Origin of the sequence: Arthrobacter sp. STN4 (assembly GCF_024539665.1) — a bacterium.
GTDB lineage: Bacteria > Actinomycetota > Actinomycetes > Actinomycetales > Micrococcaceae > Specibacter.
Map to the genome: position 1 here is coordinate 130393 of NZ_JAKZGX010000004.1, position 18023 is coordinate 148415.

Genomic DNA, 18023 nt, shown 5'->3' on the forward strand with positions numbered 1-18023 from the left:
GAACGCTCAGCGGACCATGCCGGCCATGACCTCCTGCAGTGCCTCCGCCACCACCTGCACGGAGCTGCGCTTCAGGTTTTCCGGCCGGACCAGCAGGTCGATCCGCCGCCGGGTGCTGATCCCCGTCAGCGGGCGCAGCGTCACGCCGGGGTTCAGGGCCGGGCTGGCCGTGTAGCGCGGCAGCAGCCCGATCACGTCCCCCGTGGAGACGAGCGCGGCGGCGGTCGAATAGTCGTTGATGCGGTGCACCACGTTCACAGGCCGGCTGGCCACGGCACCGATGGCCGTGAGCACGTCCGCGGGGGAGTAGCCGCTGCGGCTGGCCACCCACGCACAGTCCACCACGTCCTCCGGTGACAGTTCCGCCTTGGCGGCCAGGGGATGGTCCACGGCCAGGGCGATGTCGAGGGGCTCGTGCGCCAGCGGGATGACACGCACCCGGGACTCCGGCCAAGCCGGGCTGTGGTCCATCCGGTGGGCCAGCACGAGGTCGTACCTGGCCGTCAGCGCCGGGAAGTCGTGCTGGGCCACGTCTTCGTCGCTCAGCTTGACCCGCGGCACCCCGGCCCGGGCCGGGGAGGCCGGCACCCCGGCCCTCATCCCCGCGAGCCGGCGCACCAGCGGCGCAAAAAGGGCCTGCCCGGCGCTGTGGAAGCCGCTGATGGAGACGGTCCCGCTGGCATCGTGCTGGTACTCGCCGATGGCCGCCCGTGCCGTGGCCATGGCGTTGATGACCTCGGCGCCGGCGTCGGCGAGGACCTGCCCGGCGTCCGTCAGGACCAGGTTCCGGCCCTCCTTGCGCGTGAGCGGCGTGTCCACCTGGCGCTGGAGCAGGGAAATTTGCTGGCTGACCGCCGACGGCGTGACGGACATGGTCTCCGCGACCGCCTTGACGCTTCCGAGCTCGCCAAGTTCGCGCAACATCTGCAGTTGGTGTAGTTCCACGCCGCCACATTATCATTTAGCAATTTCTAAATCGATGATGGAGCAAAATTCGATTGTGCTAAATGGTCTGGCGGGTTGTAATGGAGCCAGGGAAACCCCTGAACACGCCAGCAGAAAGCGGTCCGATGAAAGCACTCTACAAGTCCGGCGCGCACCCCGGGTTTGAACTCGTCGAGCGCCCGGAACCGGAAACCGGCGCCCGGGACGTGAAGGTCAAGGTGGCAGCCACGGGCCTGTGCGGCACCGACCTGCACATCCAGGCCTGGGACGCCTGGGCGGCGGAAACCATCAACGCCCCGCTCATCCCCGGCCACGAGTTTTACGGCGAGGTGGTGGACATCGGCGACGAAGTGGAAACCGTGAAGGTCGGGGACAAGGTCTCCGGCGAAGGCCACGTGGTCTGCGGCATGTGCCGCAACTGCCGCGCCGGCCGCCGGCACCTGTGCATCAACACCGTCTCCGTGGGCGTTCAGCGCGACGGCGCCTTTGCCGAGTACGTGGTGATCCCCGAATCCAACGTCTGGGTGCACCACGATCCCTCCATCACCCCGGAACTTGGCGCCATTTTCGACCCCCTCGGCAACGCCGTCCACACCGCGCTCAGCTACGGGCTGGTCGGGGAGGACGTGCTCATCACCGGCGCCGGGCCCATCGGCCTGATGGCCGTGGCCGTGGCCCGCCACGCCGGCGCCCGCAAGATCGCCATCACCGACATCTCCGAAGCGCGCCTGGCCATGGCCGCCGGCATGGGCGCCGACCTCGCCGTCAACGTCGCCACCACCCGCCTGCGCGACGCCCAGCGCGAGCTCGGCCTGCGCGAGGGTTTCGACGTCGGCCTGGAAATGTCCGGCCACCGCACGGCCCTGCCGGAAATGATTGACAACATGAACCACGGCGGCCGCATCGCCATGCTCGGGCTGGCCAGCGAACCCATCGACATCAACTGGGGCAAGGTGGTCACGCACATGCTCACGCTCAAGGGCATCTACGGCCGCGAAATGTTCGAGACCTGGTACGCCATGAGTGCCATGCTCTCCTCCAACCCCGTGCTGCGCGCCGCCGTCGCCTCCGTGGTGACCGACCGCCTGCCCGCCACCGAATGGGAACAGGCATTTGCGATCGCAAAGTCCGGCCGGGGTGGCAAAGTGGTCCTTGACTGGTCCGTTTTTTCCTAAGCCACGTACCGCCCAGGTACGTACGACGCCGGACCCCGGGTTCCGCCGTCGTCCTCCCCACCGCGCCACCCCAAGGAGAAGCCGATGTACACCTCCATGAAGGCCCAGCTCGCCGCCGAGCTGGATGAAATCCGTTCCGCCGGAACGTTCAAGACCGAACGCCGGATCACCTCGCCCCAGTCCAGCCACGTCCAGGCCGGTCCGCTCGACGGCGCCACCGCCCCCGTGCTGAACTTTTGCGCCAACAACTACCTGGGCCTGGCCGACCACCCCGAAGTCATCGCCGCGGCCAAGTCCGCCATGGACAGCCACGGCTTCGGCATGGCCAGCGTCCGCTTCATCTGCGGCACCCAGGACCTGCACCTGGAGCTCGAGGCTGCCGTCTCCAGGTTCCTCGGCACGGAGGACACCATCCTGTTCTCCTCCTGCTTCGACGCGAACGGCGGCGTCTTTGAATCGCTGTTCGGGGCGGGGGACGCCATCATCTCCGACGCCCTGAACCACGCCTCCATCATTGACGGCATCCGCCTGTCCAAGGCCGCCCGCTTCCGCTACGCCAACCAGGACATGGCCGACCTCGAGGCCCAGCTGCAGGCCGCCGCGCAGCTGAACGACGGCGGCGGGGCCCGGCGCACCATCGTGGTCACCGACGGCGTGTTTTCCATGGACGGCTTCCTGGCCCCGCTGCGCGCCATCTGCGACCTCGCAGACAAGTACGGCGCCCTGGTCATGGTGGACGACTCCCACGCGGTGGGCTTCATGGGCCCCACGGGTGCCGGCACGCCGGAGCACGCCGGTGTCTCGGACCGGGTGGACATCTACACCGGCACCTTCGGCAAGGCGCTGGGCGGCGCATCCGGCGGCTACGTCTCCGGCCGCGGTGAGATCGTGGCCATGCTGCGCCAAAAGGCCCGGCCGTACCTGTTCTCCAACTCGCTGGCCCCGGCCATCGTGGCCGCGACGCTCAAGGCGCTGGAGCTCGTGGCCGGCTCCGCCGCGCTGCGCAGCCGCCTGTTTGACAACGCCGCCCTGTTCCGCCGCCGCATGGCCGAGGAGGGCTTTGAGCTGCTCCCCGGCGAGCACGCCATTGTCCCGGTCATGTTCGGCGACGCCGTGGCGGCCGCCCGCACGGCCGACTCCATGCTGCAACACGGCGTCTACGTCACGGCCTTCAGCTTCCCCGTGGTGCCCCGCGGCGCCGCCCGAATCCGCGTACAGCTCTCCGCGGCCCACAGCGCGGAAGACGTCGAGGCCTGCGTTGCGGCGTTCGTCGCGGCCCGGGCCGCAGCCTGACCCCGCCCCCGCCCGGATTTTTACGCCGGGGGCGTACTGTGCCACGATTGCGGCATGGACTGTGACGTACTCATTGTTGGCGGCGGAATCGCCGGGCTGTCCCTGGCCTGGCGGCTGGCCCCTTCCCGGGCCGTGGTGCTGGTGGAAGCGGAGGAGTCGCTCGGGTACCACAGCTCGTCCCGTTCGGCCCGGCAGATGCAGCCCAGCTACGGGCCGGCACCCATCCAGGAATTGACGCGGCGCAGCATTGCCATGGTGGGGCGCATCTCGGAGCGGCTGCCGGCGCCGATCCTCATGCCGAGGCCGCTGCTCACGCTCGGCACGGCGGAGCAGGTGGCGCAACTCGTGGCGCAGGACCCGGCGCTGGCGGCGCTGACCCATGCCGAGACCATGGACCGCAGCCCGGACCTGCGCCCCGAAACCTTCGAGGCCGCCACCGTGGACGGCACCGCGATGGAGGTAGACGTGCCGGCGCTGCTGGAGTTTTACCGCAGCCAGGCGATGGGTGCCGGAGCCATCCTGCTGACGGGTTCCGGTGTCTCCGGCGTCGAATCATCCGGCGGGCGCTTCCAGGTGTCCGCCGGCGCGCACACCATCACCGCCACCATTGCGGTGGACGCGGCCGGCGCCTGGGCGGATGCCGTGGCCGCCCGGTTTGGTGCCCGACCCCGGGGACTGCAACCGCACCGGCGCAGCGTGGCCATCGTCTCGACGGAACACCCGGTGGACCCCCTCGGACCCATGGTGCAGCCGGCCGACGGCTCGTATTACTACCGGCCCGACGGCGGCAACCTCCTCATTTCGCCGTGCGAATCGGTGCCGGCAGAGCCCGGCGACGCGCAGGTGGCGGAGCACGACATCACCGAACTCATCGGGCGCATTGGCGGGGTCACCACGGCGGGGATCACCGGCGTCGTACAGGCCTGGACGGGCCTGCGCACCCAGCCGGCAGACGGCCTGCCCGTGGTTGGGTTCGACGCCGTCGTGCCCAACTTCTTCTGGCTGGCCGGGCAGGGCGGTTACGGCATCCAGACCTCGGCGGCACTTGCCACGCTGGCGGCCGCGCTGGTCACGGGCACCTTGCCGGACGACGACGGCTGCCTGGCCGGGGCACTCAGCCCCCAGCGCGCCGGTCTCGGGTAGCCGGGCGCCGTCCGGACAATTTACGTGCGTGCGGCTGGGTGGGATAATGGCCGTGTTCCCTTCGGACTTGTCGATGCGGTCCCTTTTGGGGACGATGCTCACTCGAAAGGAGTCGGCAATGGTTGAAGGACCCGGCCAAAAGGACCGGTATCATCAGGATCCCGTCTCGGAACGCCATCGCAATGATGCCCCCACCGGACACAAGCACGATATAGGCGGCGAACGCGGCGTCGGGCGCGAATTCGGCGACGGCGGTGTTGAAGTCGCACACGGTGTCACCTCCATATTGAAGGACCTGGGCCACGCCGGCGCCGACATCGGCCTGGCTGTCGCCCACGGCGTCACCGGCAGCCTCAGCGATGCGGGCCACGCCGTGGAAAACGTAGGGCGCGCCTTCGAAACCGAAGAGACCCTTGCCCACCACGACGCCCACCACAACGAACGCGTGGACCGGAAGTACGGCGAGAAGATCGCCCGCGACGAGTACCGCGACGAACGCACCGCCGAGCGCGCGCAGCACCACGTCGAGCACAAGGAGGCCGGCCGTGCACGCCACGTGGAGCACCTCAAGGACAAGGGCAAGGAGCCGTACAAGATTGAAAACGCGCAAAAGGAAGCCGAACACGACAACGCGCACCTCGAGGCCAAGGAAGCGCACAAGGTAGGCAAGGAGCACCTGAAGGAATCGCGCAAGGAAGCCAAGGCGCGGGTCAACAGGTTGCGGAAGCAGCGGTAACTGACGACCACCCCTGACACCTGACGCCCGATCCGCCGGTCGCGGTTGGCTTTGCGCGGACTCGGGCGTCGGGCTTTGCCCGGCTGGCTTGGCCGGGCTGATATTGGCTGGGTGGCTTGCTGGCTTGCTGGCTTGGCGCGGCTGGCTAGCTGGCGGCGCCGGAGGCCAGCACGCCGACGCCGAGGGCAGCGATGATCCCGCTGCTGGCACGTTCCAGGGTGCTGTTGACCTTGGGCCGGCGCAGCCACTTCATGGCCTTGTAGGCAAGTACCGCCACCACGGCCAGGTACGCAAAGGCGATGACCGCCTCCACGGCACCCAGGACCATGGCAGTGGCCAGGGTGTTGCCACCGCGCGGGATGAACTGCGGCACCACGGCCAAGTAGAACAGGCCCACCTTGGGGTTGAGCAGGGTGGACAGTGCGCCGGCGCCAAAACCGGCCAGGCGGCTGTACGGCAGCGGCGCCTGCGCGCCTTCCTTTATTCCGGCACGGGCGGCCCTGCGGGCTTTCAGGAACGACGACACCCCGAGGTAGACAAGGTAGATGCCGCCGGCGATCTTGACCCACCGGAACACTTCGGCGGACTGCTCGAGGACGGCCGCCAGGCCCACGCCCACCAGGCCCGCCCACACGATGGCGGCCGACGCCGAACCGGCTGCTGCGGCCACTCCGGCGCTTGCGCGGTTCAAGGCGATGCGCAGCACCAGAAAGGTGTCCGGACCCGGGGTCAGCGACAGCAGGAGGCACAGGCCGGCGAACGCCAGCAGGGAAAGCAGGGTCATGGAGTCAATTGTCCGGCACAGGGAGGGCTGCGGGCAACGGACGTCCGGCGTGCCGTCCTTTATGCGCCGGACCGGGCGTGGGTTTGGCGCGAGCCGGAAGTTGCCGTCCTTTATGCGCCGGACCGGGCGTGGGTTTGGCGCCAGTGGACAAGCTGCGCCAAACCCGGCCCGGGTCCGGCGCATGGTGGAACGGGTGCCCGGAACTTGGGCAACGCGAAATCAGCAGTCAGCTGGAGGCGCCGGAGGCCATGACGCCCACGCCCAGCACCGCCAGGATGCCGCTGCTGGTGCGCTCAATAACGGTGTTGACCTTGGGCCTGCGCAGCCACTGCACCACCTTGAAGGCAACGACGGCAATCGCGGCCAGGTAGAGGAAGCCGATGGCGGCCAGTGTCAGGCCCAGGACCATGGCCATGCCCAGCGTGTTGCCGCCGTGGGGGATGAACTGGGGCACCACTGCCAGGTAGAACAGGCCCACCTTGGGGTTGAGCAGTGTTGAGAGCAGCCCCGATCCGTAGGCTGCACGGCAGCTGTAGCGCAGCGGCGGCCGGCCCTCATCGGCCACGCCTTCCCGGGCAGCCCTGCGCGCCTTCAGGAACGAGGAGACGCCCAAATACAGCAGGTACAGCCCGCCGGCGATCTTGAGCCACCGGAACACCTCGGCCGACTGCTCCACAATGGCCGCCAGGCCCAAACCGACCAGCGCGGCCCAGAGCAGCGCGCCGGTGGCGGAACCTGCCGCCGCGGCGATGCCGGCCCGGGCGCGGGACATGGCGATCCGCAGCACCAGGAAAGTATCCGGGCCCGGGATGAGGGCAAGCATGAGGCACAGCCCGGCAAAGCCGAGGAGGGAAATCACTGTCATGCCTCAATTGTCCGGCATGCCGGCTGCCGAACTTGCGCGCCGGCCCCGGCAGCAGGCACTTGCCGTCTGGCATCCCAGACGCAACCGCAGCCGGTCCGCGAAAGGCGGCAGGACGGCGTCGTACGCTGGGGGCATGAGCGAACTGATCACCAACATCGGCGAATTGATGACGCAGGACCACGAACAGGGGACGCGGCACAATGCGGCGGTGGTGCTGGACGGGGAGCGGATCGCCTGGATTGGCGACGCCGTCCACGCTCCGGCCGCGGACACCGTCACCGACGCGCAGGGCCGGGCCGTGCTGCCGGGGTGGGTCGATTCGCACTCGCACCTGATCTTCGCGGGGGACCGGACGGCCGAGTTTGAGGCGCGCATGGCCGGGGAGGGCTACAGCGCCGGCGGCATTGCCGTCTCCGTGGACGCCACCCGCACCACGGGGGACTACGACCTCACCCGCCTGGCGCTGGGCCGGGTGGCCGAGGCCGTCTCGCAGGGCACCACCTATCTGGAGACGAAGACCGGCTACGGGCTGGACGTGAAGCACGAGGCCCGCAGCGCACGGATCGCCGCCAGCATCGCCGACGAGGCTACCTACCTCGGTGCCCACCTCGTGCCGGCCGGCGCCGACGCGGACGAGTACACGGAGCTGGTCTGCGGGGAGATGCTGCGCGCCGTGCGGCCGTTCGTGACGTGGGCCGATGTCTTTTGCGAGACGGGCGCGTTCACGCCGGAGCAGTCGCGCCGGGTGCTCGCGGCCTGCCGCGACGCCGGGCTGGGGCTGCGCGTGCACGGCAACCAGCTGGGCCCGGGCGCCGGCACTGCGCTCGCCGTGGAATTCGGCGCCGCCAGCGTGGACCACGTGAACTTCCTGACGGACGACGACGTCGACCTCCTTTCGCAGTCGTGGTCCGGCTGGGCGGGTGGCGCGGGGGAGCGGGGCACCGTGGCCACCGTGCTGCCGGCGTGCGACCTGTCCACGCGGCAGCCACTGGCCCCGGCCCGGCGGCTGCTGGATGCCGGCGTGCAGCTGGCCATCGCCTCCAATTGCAACCCCGGCACGTCCTACACGTCCTCGGTGGCGTTTTGCGTGACCACCGCCGTGCTGCAGATGGGCCTTTCCGTGCACGAGGCCGTGCGCGCCGCCACCTGGGGCGGAGCCCTGGCACTCCACCGGGAAACCGGCATCGACGGGGACGGCCGCCGCGCGGTGGGGTCCATCGCCGTCGGGCACCGGGCGGACCTGCACATGCTCAAGGCGCCCTCCGCCACGCACCTGGCCTACCGCCCCGGCATACCGCTGACGCATGCGGTGTGGCGCGCCGGCGCCCGGGCAGTCTAGCGCGGAAAGCCCCGGCCGCATCAAAAAGTGGCCCGCAGTAGATGTCGAAAATCCCACGAATCCGTGGGATTTCCGACATCTACTGCGGGTAAGTTGTGTAGCCGGGCTACGGCGTGCAGGCCGTATCAGCCGGGCGTGCGGCCGGGTCGAAACCCGCGGCCGCGGTCCCGCCGGTGCCAAACACCCGCATCTCGGCGGCCGACGCGAACTGCAGCCCGTTGAGGGCGCTGTTGGCCTGGAACTTCACGAACCGGGCCTTGACGGCCGGGAACGTGATGTTCTGCATGCCCGCCGCGTCCACCAGGTCACCGGTGGCGACCTGCGTCCAGGTGGTGCCGTCCTCCGAGGTGAAGATGGTGTAGCCCTTCACCTTGCCGTTCTGGCCGCCGGACTGGCGGTCCTGGTAGCCGAAGCCGCTGACGGTGTATTCACCGTGGAGGTCCAGCTGCACCCAGTGCGGGTAGTTCGTGATGGTCGGATCCCATTCCGTGTGCCAGATGGTGCTGGCATCGCCGTCCAGGACGTTGGCGACGGGTCCCGCGCCGGGCCCTGTGGTCGTGTTCTCGGAGTCCGCGCTCGCCGTCATGGACGATGGCGGCACCATGGCCTTGCTGCCGACCGCGAGGTTCGAATCAGAGTCCACCGTCTTGGTGGCGCAGTCGTTGAAATATGTCGCGGCCGGGTGGATCACCGCGCTGGTCCCGGCGGCGCCCGCCGGGGCCGTGATGATCCACGTCGTCTTGGCCGTGGCGCCCGGCTTGACGGTGCCCGCCAGGTTGCCGTCCTTGACTGCCACCTGTGCGGTCCAGCCGGCGGGCAGGATGCCCAGCGACATGGCCACATTGGTGGCGTCCGTGGCCTCGTTGTTGGTGAACGTGGTCACGTAACTGTTGGTGGTGCCCGGGTTCAGGTCCGCGTTGGCCGGACCGGCCACGGCGGCGCAGGACGCCCCGACGCTGACAGCGCCAAGGTCAGTGACGGTGAAGTCATCGAGCACAAAGTCGGCACCTTTGGCAGCCCCGGTCTTCCGGAGGCCCACCCAGTCGTCCCCGCAGCCGGCCGTGAAGGTCCGTGAGTATGTTGCCGTGTCCAGGGCCGGGGCCATGGCCTCGTCCTTGAGGTCCTTCGACGTCACGGTGCCACCGGCTGTTCCTCCCGAAAGAGTGTCCGCACCGGTCACCCACTGCCATTGGCCGGCCACGTTCGTCTGGTACTTGAAGGACACCTTGTAGGAGTGGCCGGCCGTGAACGGCACCGTGGCGGGCACCGTCCGGTACACCAGGCCGGTGTTCTCCTCATGCGCCTTCAGCGAATGGTTCCCGTCCAGCACGTCGTCCACTGCCTGGCCGTTGAGGGAGCCTGCGTTGTACGGGCTGGCCGTGTTCTTCCACGCCTTTTGCGAGTAAGGGGCGTGGAGGTCGCTGATACTGGTGCGCGGATCGGTGGATCCGCCGGCGTCGCCCTTCACGAACGGACCCCAGCCGGGCTGGTTTCCTTCGAAGTTGGCGCTGGCCACGAGCTTTCCGGGGCTGCCCGCGGGCACGGCCACCGGCGTCGTGGTGTCCTCCATGATCCGCACGTCGTCCAGTGTCACCGCTGCGGCACCGGCCACTGCGCTGATGGACACATCCACTTTTTGGTTGACGGGGGCGGTGAACTGCACCGATGCCCGCTGTGAGTAGGTGCCCTGCTTGGCGTCGGACGCCATCTGGTTCTTGTCCGGGGTGATGTCGAAGGTGTTGGCCGCGTTGAGGCCCGTGCCTGTGACGCCGAGGGTGACGGCCCGGCGGCTGCCCGCGGCAATCTCCACATTGGCGCTGAGCGTGTACGACTTGCCCTTCTCCAGCTTCTTCACGCTTTGTCCGATGGACGACGCCGAGGTCCCCAGGACCGCTACGTTGTCACCGATGGAGGTGCGTGCGACGGCGGCGCCGCCGGTGGGGTTCCAGGCGTCGAGGTTGCCGGCGTTGAAGCCGGGGTCCACGAGCATGGAGCCGTCGCCATAGTTGGCGCTCTTGTTTACGGGCTGGTCGCCATTGGGTGCCAGCACGTAGGCCACTGCCTTGTCGCCGGTCAGGGTGACGGTGCCGTTGTTGTTGATGACGTCGGAGACCTTGGTGCGCCCTTGGTCCGTGAGCTTGTACAGCGTGAAGTTGCGCTTGTTGGCGAACTGGCTGGTCAGCGTAAACGTGGTGGTGCCGCCGGTTGCCGAGTAGAAGTACATCTTGTCGGCGTCGGTGGGGGAGGTGGTCTTGGAGTTGTTTGCCGCGTCCTGCCAAGGCAGCAGGTACGTGCCGCCGTTCAGGACCACGGCGTTGCCCATCGTGATCCGGCGCTGGCCATTGACCATCTGGACGGCCACCCCGCCCGTCAGCGTTGCCGACTTGCCAAAGTCCCAGTTGGTCACGTCAAAGTGCTGGAGGAACTTGGTGGGCAGGTTGTTGACCCAGATGTTGTTGTAGAACGCGTTGAAGTCGTCCTGGCCAGTCCAGCCCTCAAACTCCTTCAGCTGGGTGCCTCCCAGCAGCGGGTCCGTGTTCCAGACGTCGCGCTGGGAGTTGGAGATGAAGCGGACAATGTTGGAGTTGATGCCCTTGTTCGTGGCGCCACCATAGTTCTTGTCATTGGCCCAGTGCGACCAGATCGAGTTGCCCTCGAACTTGTACGCCCACTCGGAGGCCACCTCGAAGCCCATCTTGTGCAGCTGGGTGGCGAGCTGGTCGGCCAGCCATCCACTGGAGTAGTAGGCGTCGATGTAGATCGTTTTGATGCCGGGGGCTTCCTTGCGGAGTTCGGCGAATCGGTCCAGGATGGCGCCGGTGCCCAAGTCCTTGCGCTGGTCAATGTGGTACGACTGGTTCAGCCAGTCCCAGCCGTTGACCTGGCCGGAGATCATGCCGTCGCTGAAGCTCTTGGCCTGCGGGTACGCCTCGGTGACGTTGACGTGGACGGCAAGGTCGGCATTGAACGCCGCTCCCTTCGATGCCAGGGTATTCAGGTCCGCCAGGCCGCCGGCCCGGGTGTTGTAGTCTCCGCCGTAGTCCGGATGGCCGGAGTCGTGGCCTTCATTGGCGTAGCCCTTTTCCAGGACCCACTGGCCCAGGTCGTCCGTGGACTGGGAGATCCGCTTGACGTTGTCGAGCGTCTTCAGGAACGGGTTGGTGGCTTGCGAGGCGAAGTTGAACGGGATGTGCTGGACCACACGCTCGGGCACGCGGTCGGCGCCCAGGGGCGCCGTCATGGCGGTCCGGTACGCCGTGGCGCCGTCTTCCCAGGTGACCTTGCCGTCGCCATTGGCGTCGGCGGAGAGGACCACGGTGGTTTTGGGCAGGGTGTAGAACTGCACGCGGGGATCAGTGGCCCCGGCGGCTGCGTAGGTGTAGTTGCCCACGGACAGTTCTGCGCGCTTGGCGCCGTTGCCGGCGTCGACAATCCGCGACTGCAGCCGGGTGTTCCAGTTGTTGTTGTTGTCCTGGGCCGAGTCGTCCGTGGCGTTGGTCATGAGTCCGGCGGAGAGCTGGGAGTTGCTGACAAAGCCGTAGGGGGTTCCGACGTCGGCCGGGTCCACCTTGCTGCCGCCCGTGACGGACAGGAACTGGTCCGCCGTGGTGGTGGAATCGGTGGAGATCTTGGTCCGGGCCAGCTGGGCAGCCGGATCGCTGGAGTCAACGGACACCAGGGACTGGTTGGGGATGGCCAGCTGGTCAAGGGTTGCGGCGGCGCTGCCGGAAATCTTCGTGACGGCGAACTCCACCGTGTTTTTAGCGGTGGCCGTCAGCGAGGATTCGATGGTGAGGTTCGGGAAGTCCGCGAACGTGGACGAGTAGGTGGCTGTTGCGCCACTGGCCGACATGGTGGTGGTGGCCGCGTGGTTCTTGCCGTTCAGCGTGAATTCCGAGAGTTTGTCCGCCTGGCCGGCCAGCGACTTGCCGTCCAGCGAATAGGAGATGACTTGCGGGAATTCCTTGCCTACCTTTACTTCCAGGCCGGCGCCGTTGCTGATCGTTACCGGGGTTGCCGGATCCGCCGGGGGCGCGGGCGGGACGGGCACCGGGGTGGTGTCGCCGGTGGCGCGCACGCGCAGTTCCGAGGCGGAGACGTTGTTGCTGCCGTTGATGGTGCTGTCGGCCTCAAACTTCACGTAGCGGGCCTTGACCGGGCTGTCGAAGAGGATGGTCTGCACCTGGGTGTTCGACGTCGGCTGGGCCAGGCTGCCCGATGCCACGGGTGCGCCCCAGTCGCCGGCCGGATCCGTGGCCACGGAGCGGTTGTCGGTGGCGAAGACCTTGTAGTCCTTCACGGGGCCGTTGGCCTGGTTCTTGACGGAGTAGTCCAGCCCGGTCAGGGTGAAGGATCCGCCCACGTCCCAGGAGATCCAGTGGGGGAGGGGGTCGGCCACGCCGACGCCGTCGACCACCTTGTAGGCGACAGTCCACTGCGAGGCGTAATCGTTGTCGAAGGCGCCGGCCGCCGTGCCGTCCAGGGCGGGCGGGGCCGGGTAGGCGGGCGACTGGGAGTCGGCTCCGATGAGCGTGTACTGCGACGGCGCGATGGGCGTGCCGGTGGCGTCGGGGGTGGCCTGGGCGGCGGACCCCATGCCGACGCTCAGGGTGGCCACAAGCGCCAGCGCGGCAGCAGCGGCCGTGGCGCGGGGCAATCTCGGGCGCACCCGCGGCGCAGGTGCCGCAAGGGTGCAGGGTTGGGGGGATTTCACGAATTCAAGTCCTTTGCGGGAAGGGAAATGCGTCCAGTGTGCCGGGGAATGCCCGGCGTACGGCCGGCGACTGGCGGGACCAGGTGTGGCGGGATCGCCGGCCCCCGAACGGTTGTTATGGATAACAAGAGGAGTATTCCACGCGAGTGACCTGGATTACAAGGGCCGGTTTCACGAGGTCCGCCGGGTGGCCCCCAGGGATCGGTCGGGTCCCCTGCGAAGGGTCGGCATGATTGATTGGCTTTAAGTTGATTATTTTCACCTGCTTTAAATCATTAACAATCATTGCGTGCTAGGCTTGGTCTATAGAATGAAACCGCCGGCGCGGCCCCGCTGCTGCCGGACCCCCACCTCAAGGAGTATGCACACAATGAGCGAGACCGCCGTTACGGACCTGGGCCCCTTCATGGAAGCAGAGCTGACCAGCCAGCCTGAGGTGTGGGCCCGGGCCATCGCCCAGGCTCGGGAGGAAAGCCTGCTGCCGGCCGATGGCCGGCGGGTGGCCGTGATTGGCTGCGGCACCTCCTGGTTCATGGCCCAGAGCTATGCCGCCGCCCGGGAATCCGCCGGCAAGGGGGTCACCGATGCCTTCGCCGCCTCCGAGGCTTTCCTGGGTAGCGACCGCGGCTACGACGCCGTCATCGCCATCACCCGCTCGGGCACCACCACCGAGGTGTTGGAGGTCCTGGCTGAACTTAAGGGCACCGTGCGCACCGTTGCCCTGGTGGGGGACACCTCCTCGCCGATCATGGGGCTGGCGGATGCCGTCGTCGAACTTCCCTACGCGGACGAGAAGTCCGTGGTGCAGACCCGCTTCGCCACGACGGCCCTGGCCTACCTGCTCACCAGCGTGGGCGTGGACCTGTCGGCCGCCGTCGAGGACGCCAAGGCGGCAGTCACGGCGCCCGTGGAGCAGGAACTGGTTGACGCCGAACAGTTCACCTTCCTGGGCACCGGCTGGACCGTGGGCCTGGCGCACGAGGCCGGCCTGAAAATGCGCGAGGCCGTCCAGGGCTGGACCGAGTCGTACCCCGCCAAGGAATACCGCCACGGCCCCATCTCCATCGCCGCGCCCAACCGCGTGACGTGGATGTTTGGCCGGCAGCCCGAGGGCCTGGATGCGGACATGGACAAGACCGGCGCACGCTACATCAACAATGACGTGCACCCGCTCGCCGAACTGGCCCGCGTCCACCGTGTCACCCTGGAGCGCGCCCGGGCGCGCGGCATGAACCCGGACCTGCCGCGCAACCTGACCCGCTCCGTCATTCTGGACGAGACCGCCTAGGGCCGTCCGGCCGCCACGAAAGCAAGCAACGTGATGAGCATCCCCTCCGCAGGCCCGGCAGCGGCCCGCCTCACCGCAGTCCCGGCCGGGGCCAGCCCCGCGGCGGGCCAGGCCGTGCTGGCCTTTGACGTGGGCGGGACGGACATGAAAGTGGGGCTGGTGCGCGGCGAGCTGACCGCCGCCTCCCACGCCGTGACGGACCTGCAGCGCCACCCCACGCCGCTGGACGGCGAACGCCCGGGGGAAACGGTCTGCGCCCGCATCGCGGAACTTGCGCACGACTACCAGACGCGGCACCGGGACACGGTGATCGCGGCCGTGGGCGTGACGGTGCCGGGCATTGTGGACGAGGTCAACGGGATCGGCATCTATTCGGCCAACCTGGGCTGGCGCGGTTTCCCCTTCACCCGGACCCTCACCGGGGCGCTGGGCCTGCCGGTGGCATTCGGCCACGACGTCTCCATGGCCGGGGAGGCCGAATTCAGGATCGGCGCGGCCGTTGGCGAGTCCGACGTGCTGGTGCTGGTGATCGGCACCGGAATTGCCGGCGCTGTGCTGTGCGACGGGCGCCGCGTGGCGGGTGGCGGCTATGCCGGCGAAATCGGCCATGCCATGGTCCCGTCGCCCGACGGCGGCCTCGCCATCCTGGAGTCGCTTGGCTCCGCCGGGGCCATTGCCCGGCGCTACGCCCAGTCCGGCGGCCGCCCCGTGGACGGCGCGCGCGACGTCCTGGCCCGTGCCGGGGCCGGCGACGCCACCGCCCGGCAGGTGTGGGACGACGCCGTCAACGCTCTGGCGTTCAGCGTGGCCCAGTGCGTGTCCATCCTGGGCACTGAAACGGTGGTGCTGGGGGGCGGGCTGTCCATGGCCGGCCCGGCCCTGTTCGAACCGCTGGGGGCCCGCATCGACGCGCTGCTTTCCTTCCACCGCCGCCCCCGCCTTGTCCACGCAGTCCTGGGCGAAAACGCCGGACTCATCGGTTCCGCCCTCAAGGCCCGGAGCCTGGCCGCCGGGGTGTCCCGGTGAGCGCGGGCAAGCTGGTCCTGACTGTCACGCCCAACCCCGCGGTGGACGTCACCTACATGGTCGACGGCGTGGATCCGGGCTCTTCCCACCGCGTCCCCACGCCGCTGTACCGGGCCGGCGGCAAGGGCCTGAACGTCTCCCGCGTGGCCCTCCAGCAGGGCTTTCCCACCCTGGCGGTCACGACGGCGGGCGGGGCGTCCGGCGCGCAGCTCGCCGACGACCTCGCGGGATCGGGCATACCGTACCGACTGGTGCCCGTGGCCTCCGCGACCCGGCGCACCATTGCGCTCGTGGACACGGTGTCCGGGCTGACCAGCATCTTCAACGAAGCCGGCCCCGCGCTCAGCCGTGCCGAATGGCAGGCTCTGACTGCCGCCGTCGTCGACGGGTTGGACGGCGGCCAAGTGCACGGCGGCCAGACAGACGGTGGCTGGGCCGACGATGCGCCGCGCCCCGGCGTGCTGGTGGGCTCCGGCTCGCTGCCGGAGAACGCCCCGGCCGACTTCTACCCCGGGCTGGTGGCACTGGCCCACAACGCCGGCGTCCCGGCGATCATCGACACCTCCGGCGCCGGGATCCTGTCCGCGGCCAAGGCCGGGGCGGACCTGCTCAAGCCCAACCATCACGAGCTCATGGACGCCATGGGCGAGACGGACCTTGTTGCCGCGGCCGGCAAGCTCATGGGCCTGGGCGCGCGGCGCGTCCTGGTCAGCGTGGGGGAGGAGGGCATGCTCGCCTTCGAGACCGGGCGCCCCGGCCACCTCCAGGCGAAGCTGCCCGCACCGCTGGCCGGCAACCCGACGGGCGCCGGGGACGCAGCGGTGGCCGCGACGGCCGTCGCAATTGCCAGCGGGACCACGGACCTGCGGGAGATCCTGCGCCTTGCCGCGTCCTGGGGCGCAGCCGCGGTGCTCATGCCGGGGGCAGGGGAAATTTCCCCGCGCCACGCCGAGCTCGCCGCACAACTCATCATCACCGACCACTAAATAAGGATTCACCCATGACATTGGCCACCACACGCAGCATCATGGAGCAGGCAGCAACGGCCGGCACCGGCCAGGGCGCCTTCAACGTCATCCACCTGGAGACGCTCGAAGGCCTCATCGCAGGCGCCGAGGCGGCCCGGCGCCCCCTCATCCTGCAGATTTCCGAGAACTGCGCGAAGTTCCATGGCGGGCTGGATCCCGTGGCGGCCGCCTCCCTGGCCGCGGCCCGCAAGGCGTCCGTGCCTGTGGCCGTCCACCTTGACCACGCCGAGGACGAGGCCCTCGCATGCGAGGCCGTCGACCTGGGCTTCGGCTCCATCATGTACGACGGCGCGCACCTCGAGTACGCGAAGAATGTCGAAGTGACCGCCCGCGTGGCGGCTTACGCCCACGCGCGGGGCGTCTATGTGGAGGCGGAACTTGGCAAGGTGGGCGGCAAGGACGGCGCGCACGCGCCGGGCGTGCTGACCGACCCCGCCGAGGCCGCCGCGTTTGTGGCCGCCACCGGCGTCGACGCCCTGGCCGTCGCCGTGGGCTCCTCCCATGCGATGACCGAGCGCTCGGCCGCCTTGAACCTGGACCGGATCACCGCCCTCAAGGCCGCCCTGGACGTGCCGCTGGTGCTGCACGGCTCCTCCGGCGTTTCGGATGGGAACATTGTGTCCGCCATCGCCGCCGGCATGACCAAGATCAACGTCTCCACGCACCTCAACGGCTTCTTCACCCGGGCCGTGCGCGGCTACCTGGATGCCAACCCCGACGTCGTGGATTCACGCAAGTACCTCGGCGCGGGGCGCGCCGCACTCGTTCCTGAGGTCGCCCGGCTGCTAGCGTTGTTCGCGGGGGCAGGGACCGCGCCCAAACTGGGACGTGCCCTTTAAGTGCACCTTGCATCCGAGGGGGAGTTTCCATGAACCGGACCGAACGGCTGGCAGCCATTCTCGACATCCTGGCGGCCGACGGGCAGGTGGAGGTTGAGGGGATTGTGGAGAAGCTCGGCGTCTCCCCGGCCACGGCCCGGCGCGACCTGGACTCCCTGGCCAACGAGCGCCTGCTGACCCGCACGCGCGGCGGGGCCACCTCCGGCTCCGTCTCCTACGACCTGCCCGGCCGGTACAACCGCGACGACCACGCGGCGCAAAAGCACCAGATTGCCCTGGCCGCCAGTGCGCTGATCCCCAAGGGTGCCGTCATTGGCCTGTGCGGGGGGACCACCAGCACCGCGCTGGCGCAGGTCCTGTCCACGCGCGAAGACCTCATGGAGCCCTCGAACCGGCCCTCCCTGACAATTGTCACCAACGCCATCAACATCGCGGCCCAGCTGGCCATCCGGCCCAACCTGAAAATCATGGTCACCGGCGGCATCGTCAACGCCCGCTCCTACGAGCTGGTGGGCCCGTATGCCGATTCCATCCTCCAAAAGGTGGCCCTGGACCTGGCCTTCATCGGCGTCAACGGCATTGACCCCGTCACGGGCCCCACCATCAATGACGAGGGCGAGGCGTCCGTGAACTCGCGCATGGCCCGCCGGGCCTCGGAGGCGTACATGCTGGCCGACTCCTCCAAGATCGGCAAACGCGCCTTCGCCACCATGGACGACCACCGCCTCCACAAGCTCATCACCGATTCCGGCATCACCGCGGAGCAGCTGGCAGCCTTCAAGGAAGCCGGCACGGACGTCATCGTCGCCCCCGAAGCGTAGCGCGCCCGCCCTCGACATTCGCCGCCT

Annotated in this window: 14 protein-coding genes; 10 read left to right on the forward strand and 4 right to left on the reverse strand. The window is 68.8% G+C overall.

The features are described from left to right. Nucleotides 1-6: 6 nt before the first annotated feature. Nucleotides 7-945 (reverse strand): LysR family transcriptional regulator, encoded by a 939-nt coding sequence (locus MMF96_RS05045; RefSeq protein ID WP_176615587.1) that lies wholly within the window; start codon nt 943-945, stop codon nt 7-9. Nucleotides 946-1070: 125 nt separating this feature from the next. Between MMF96_RS05045 and tdh the strand changes: the two genes are divergently transcribed. From tdh to MMF96_RS05065, 4 genes are all read left to right on the forward strand, one after another. Beyond that, nucleotides 1071-2120, forward strand: a complete 1050-nt coding sequence (tdh, locus tag MMF96_RS05050; RefSeq protein ID WP_176615588.1) for an L-threonine 3-dehydrogenase — start codon at nt 1071-1073, stop codon at nt 2118-2120. A gap of 84 nt (nt 2121-2204) precedes the next feature. After that, nucleotides 2205-3413, forward strand: coding sequence for a glycine C-acetyltransferase (locus MMF96_RS05055; RefSeq protein WP_256882766.1), 1209 nt, complete (start codon nt 2205-2207; stop codon nt 3411-3413). 54 nt (nt 3414-3467) lie between these two features. Beyond that, the gene (locus MMF96_RS05060) at nt 3468-4556 is read left to right on the forward strand and encodes an FAD-binding oxidoreductase (protein WP_256882767.1); all 1089 of its coding nucleotides are present in this window, start codon (nt 3468-3470) and stop codon (nt 4554-4556) included. 118 nt (nt 4557-4674) lie between these two features. Continuing rightward, nucleotides 4675-5292 carry a hypothetical protein gene (locus MMF96_RS05065; RefSeq protein ID WP_256882768.1) on the forward strand — a complete coding sequence of 206 codons (618 nt, stop codon included), beginning with the start codon at nt 4675-4677 and terminating at the stop codon, nt 5290-5292. 145 nt (nt 5293-5437) lie between these two features. Here MMF96_RS05065 and MMF96_RS05070 read toward each other — a convergent pair whose 3' ends face one another. Next, nucleotides 5438-6076, reverse strand: coding sequence for a LysE family translocator (locus tag MMF96_RS05070; protein ID WP_256882769.1), 639 nt, complete (start codon nt 6074-6076; stop codon nt 5438-5440). A 226-nt stretch (nt 6077-6302) separates the two neighbouring features. After that, a complete protein-coding gene (locus tag MMF96_RS05075; protein ID WP_256882770.1) occupies nt 6303-6941 on the reverse strand; it encodes a LysE family translocator in 639 nt (212 codons plus the stop codon). Between the two features lie 133 nt (nt 6942-7074). Between MMF96_RS05075 and MMF96_RS05080 the strand changes: the two genes are divergently transcribed. Continuing rightward, on the forward strand, nt 7075-8280 hold the full coding sequence (locus MMF96_RS05080) for an amidohydrolase family protein (protein WP_256882771.1): 1206 nt from the start codon (nt 7075-7077) through the stop codon (nt 8278-8280). Between the two features lie 106 nt (nt 8281-8386). On the opposite strand, the gene MMF96_RS05085 is transcribed toward MMF96_RS05080, so the two are convergent. Next, nucleotides 8387-12994 (reverse strand): endo-alpha-N-acetylgalactosaminidase family protein, encoded by a 4608-nt coding sequence (locus tag MMF96_RS05085; RefSeq protein ID WP_256882772.1) that lies wholly within the window; start codon nt 12992-12994, stop codon nt 8387-8389. Nucleotides 12995-13364: 370 nt separating this feature from the next. Between MMF96_RS05085 and MMF96_RS05090 the strand changes: the two genes are divergently transcribed. The 5 genes from MMF96_RS05090 to MMF96_RS05110 are packed head-to-tail and all read left to right on the forward strand — an operon-like array spanning nt 13365 to nt 17996. Beyond that, complete coding sequence (locus tag MMF96_RS05090) at nt 13365-14282, forward strand: SIS domain-containing protein (RefSeq protein ID WP_256882773.1); 918 nt, start codon at nt 13365-13367, stop codon at nt 14280-14282. A gap of 33 nt (nt 14283-14315) precedes the next feature. After that, nucleotides 14316-15308 carry an ROK family protein gene (locus tag MMF96_RS05095; protein WP_256882774.1) on the forward strand — a complete coding sequence of 331 codons (993 nt, stop codon included), beginning with the start codon at nt 14316-14318 and terminating at the stop codon, nt 15306-15308. Nucleotides 15309-15364: 56 nt separating this feature from the next. Then, nucleotides 15365-16294: a 1-phosphofructokinase family hexose kinase gene (locus MMF96_RS05100; RefSeq protein ID WP_256882816.1), complete on the forward strand. Its 930-nt coding sequence runs from the start codon at nt 15365-15367 to the stop codon at nt 16292-16294. Between the two features lie 14 nt (nt 16295-16308). Beyond that, nucleotides 16309-17175, forward strand: coding sequence for a class II fructose-bisphosphate aldolase (locus MMF96_RS05105; protein WP_256882775.1), 867 nt, complete (start codon nt 16309-16311; stop codon nt 17173-17175). 29 nt (nt 17176-17204) lie between these two features. Then, on the forward strand, nt 17205-17996 hold the full coding sequence (locus MMF96_RS05110) for a DeoR/GlpR family DNA-binding transcription regulator (protein WP_176615598.1): 792 nt from the start codon (nt 17205-17207) through the stop codon (nt 17994-17996). Nucleotides 17997-18023 lie beyond the last annotated feature (27 nt).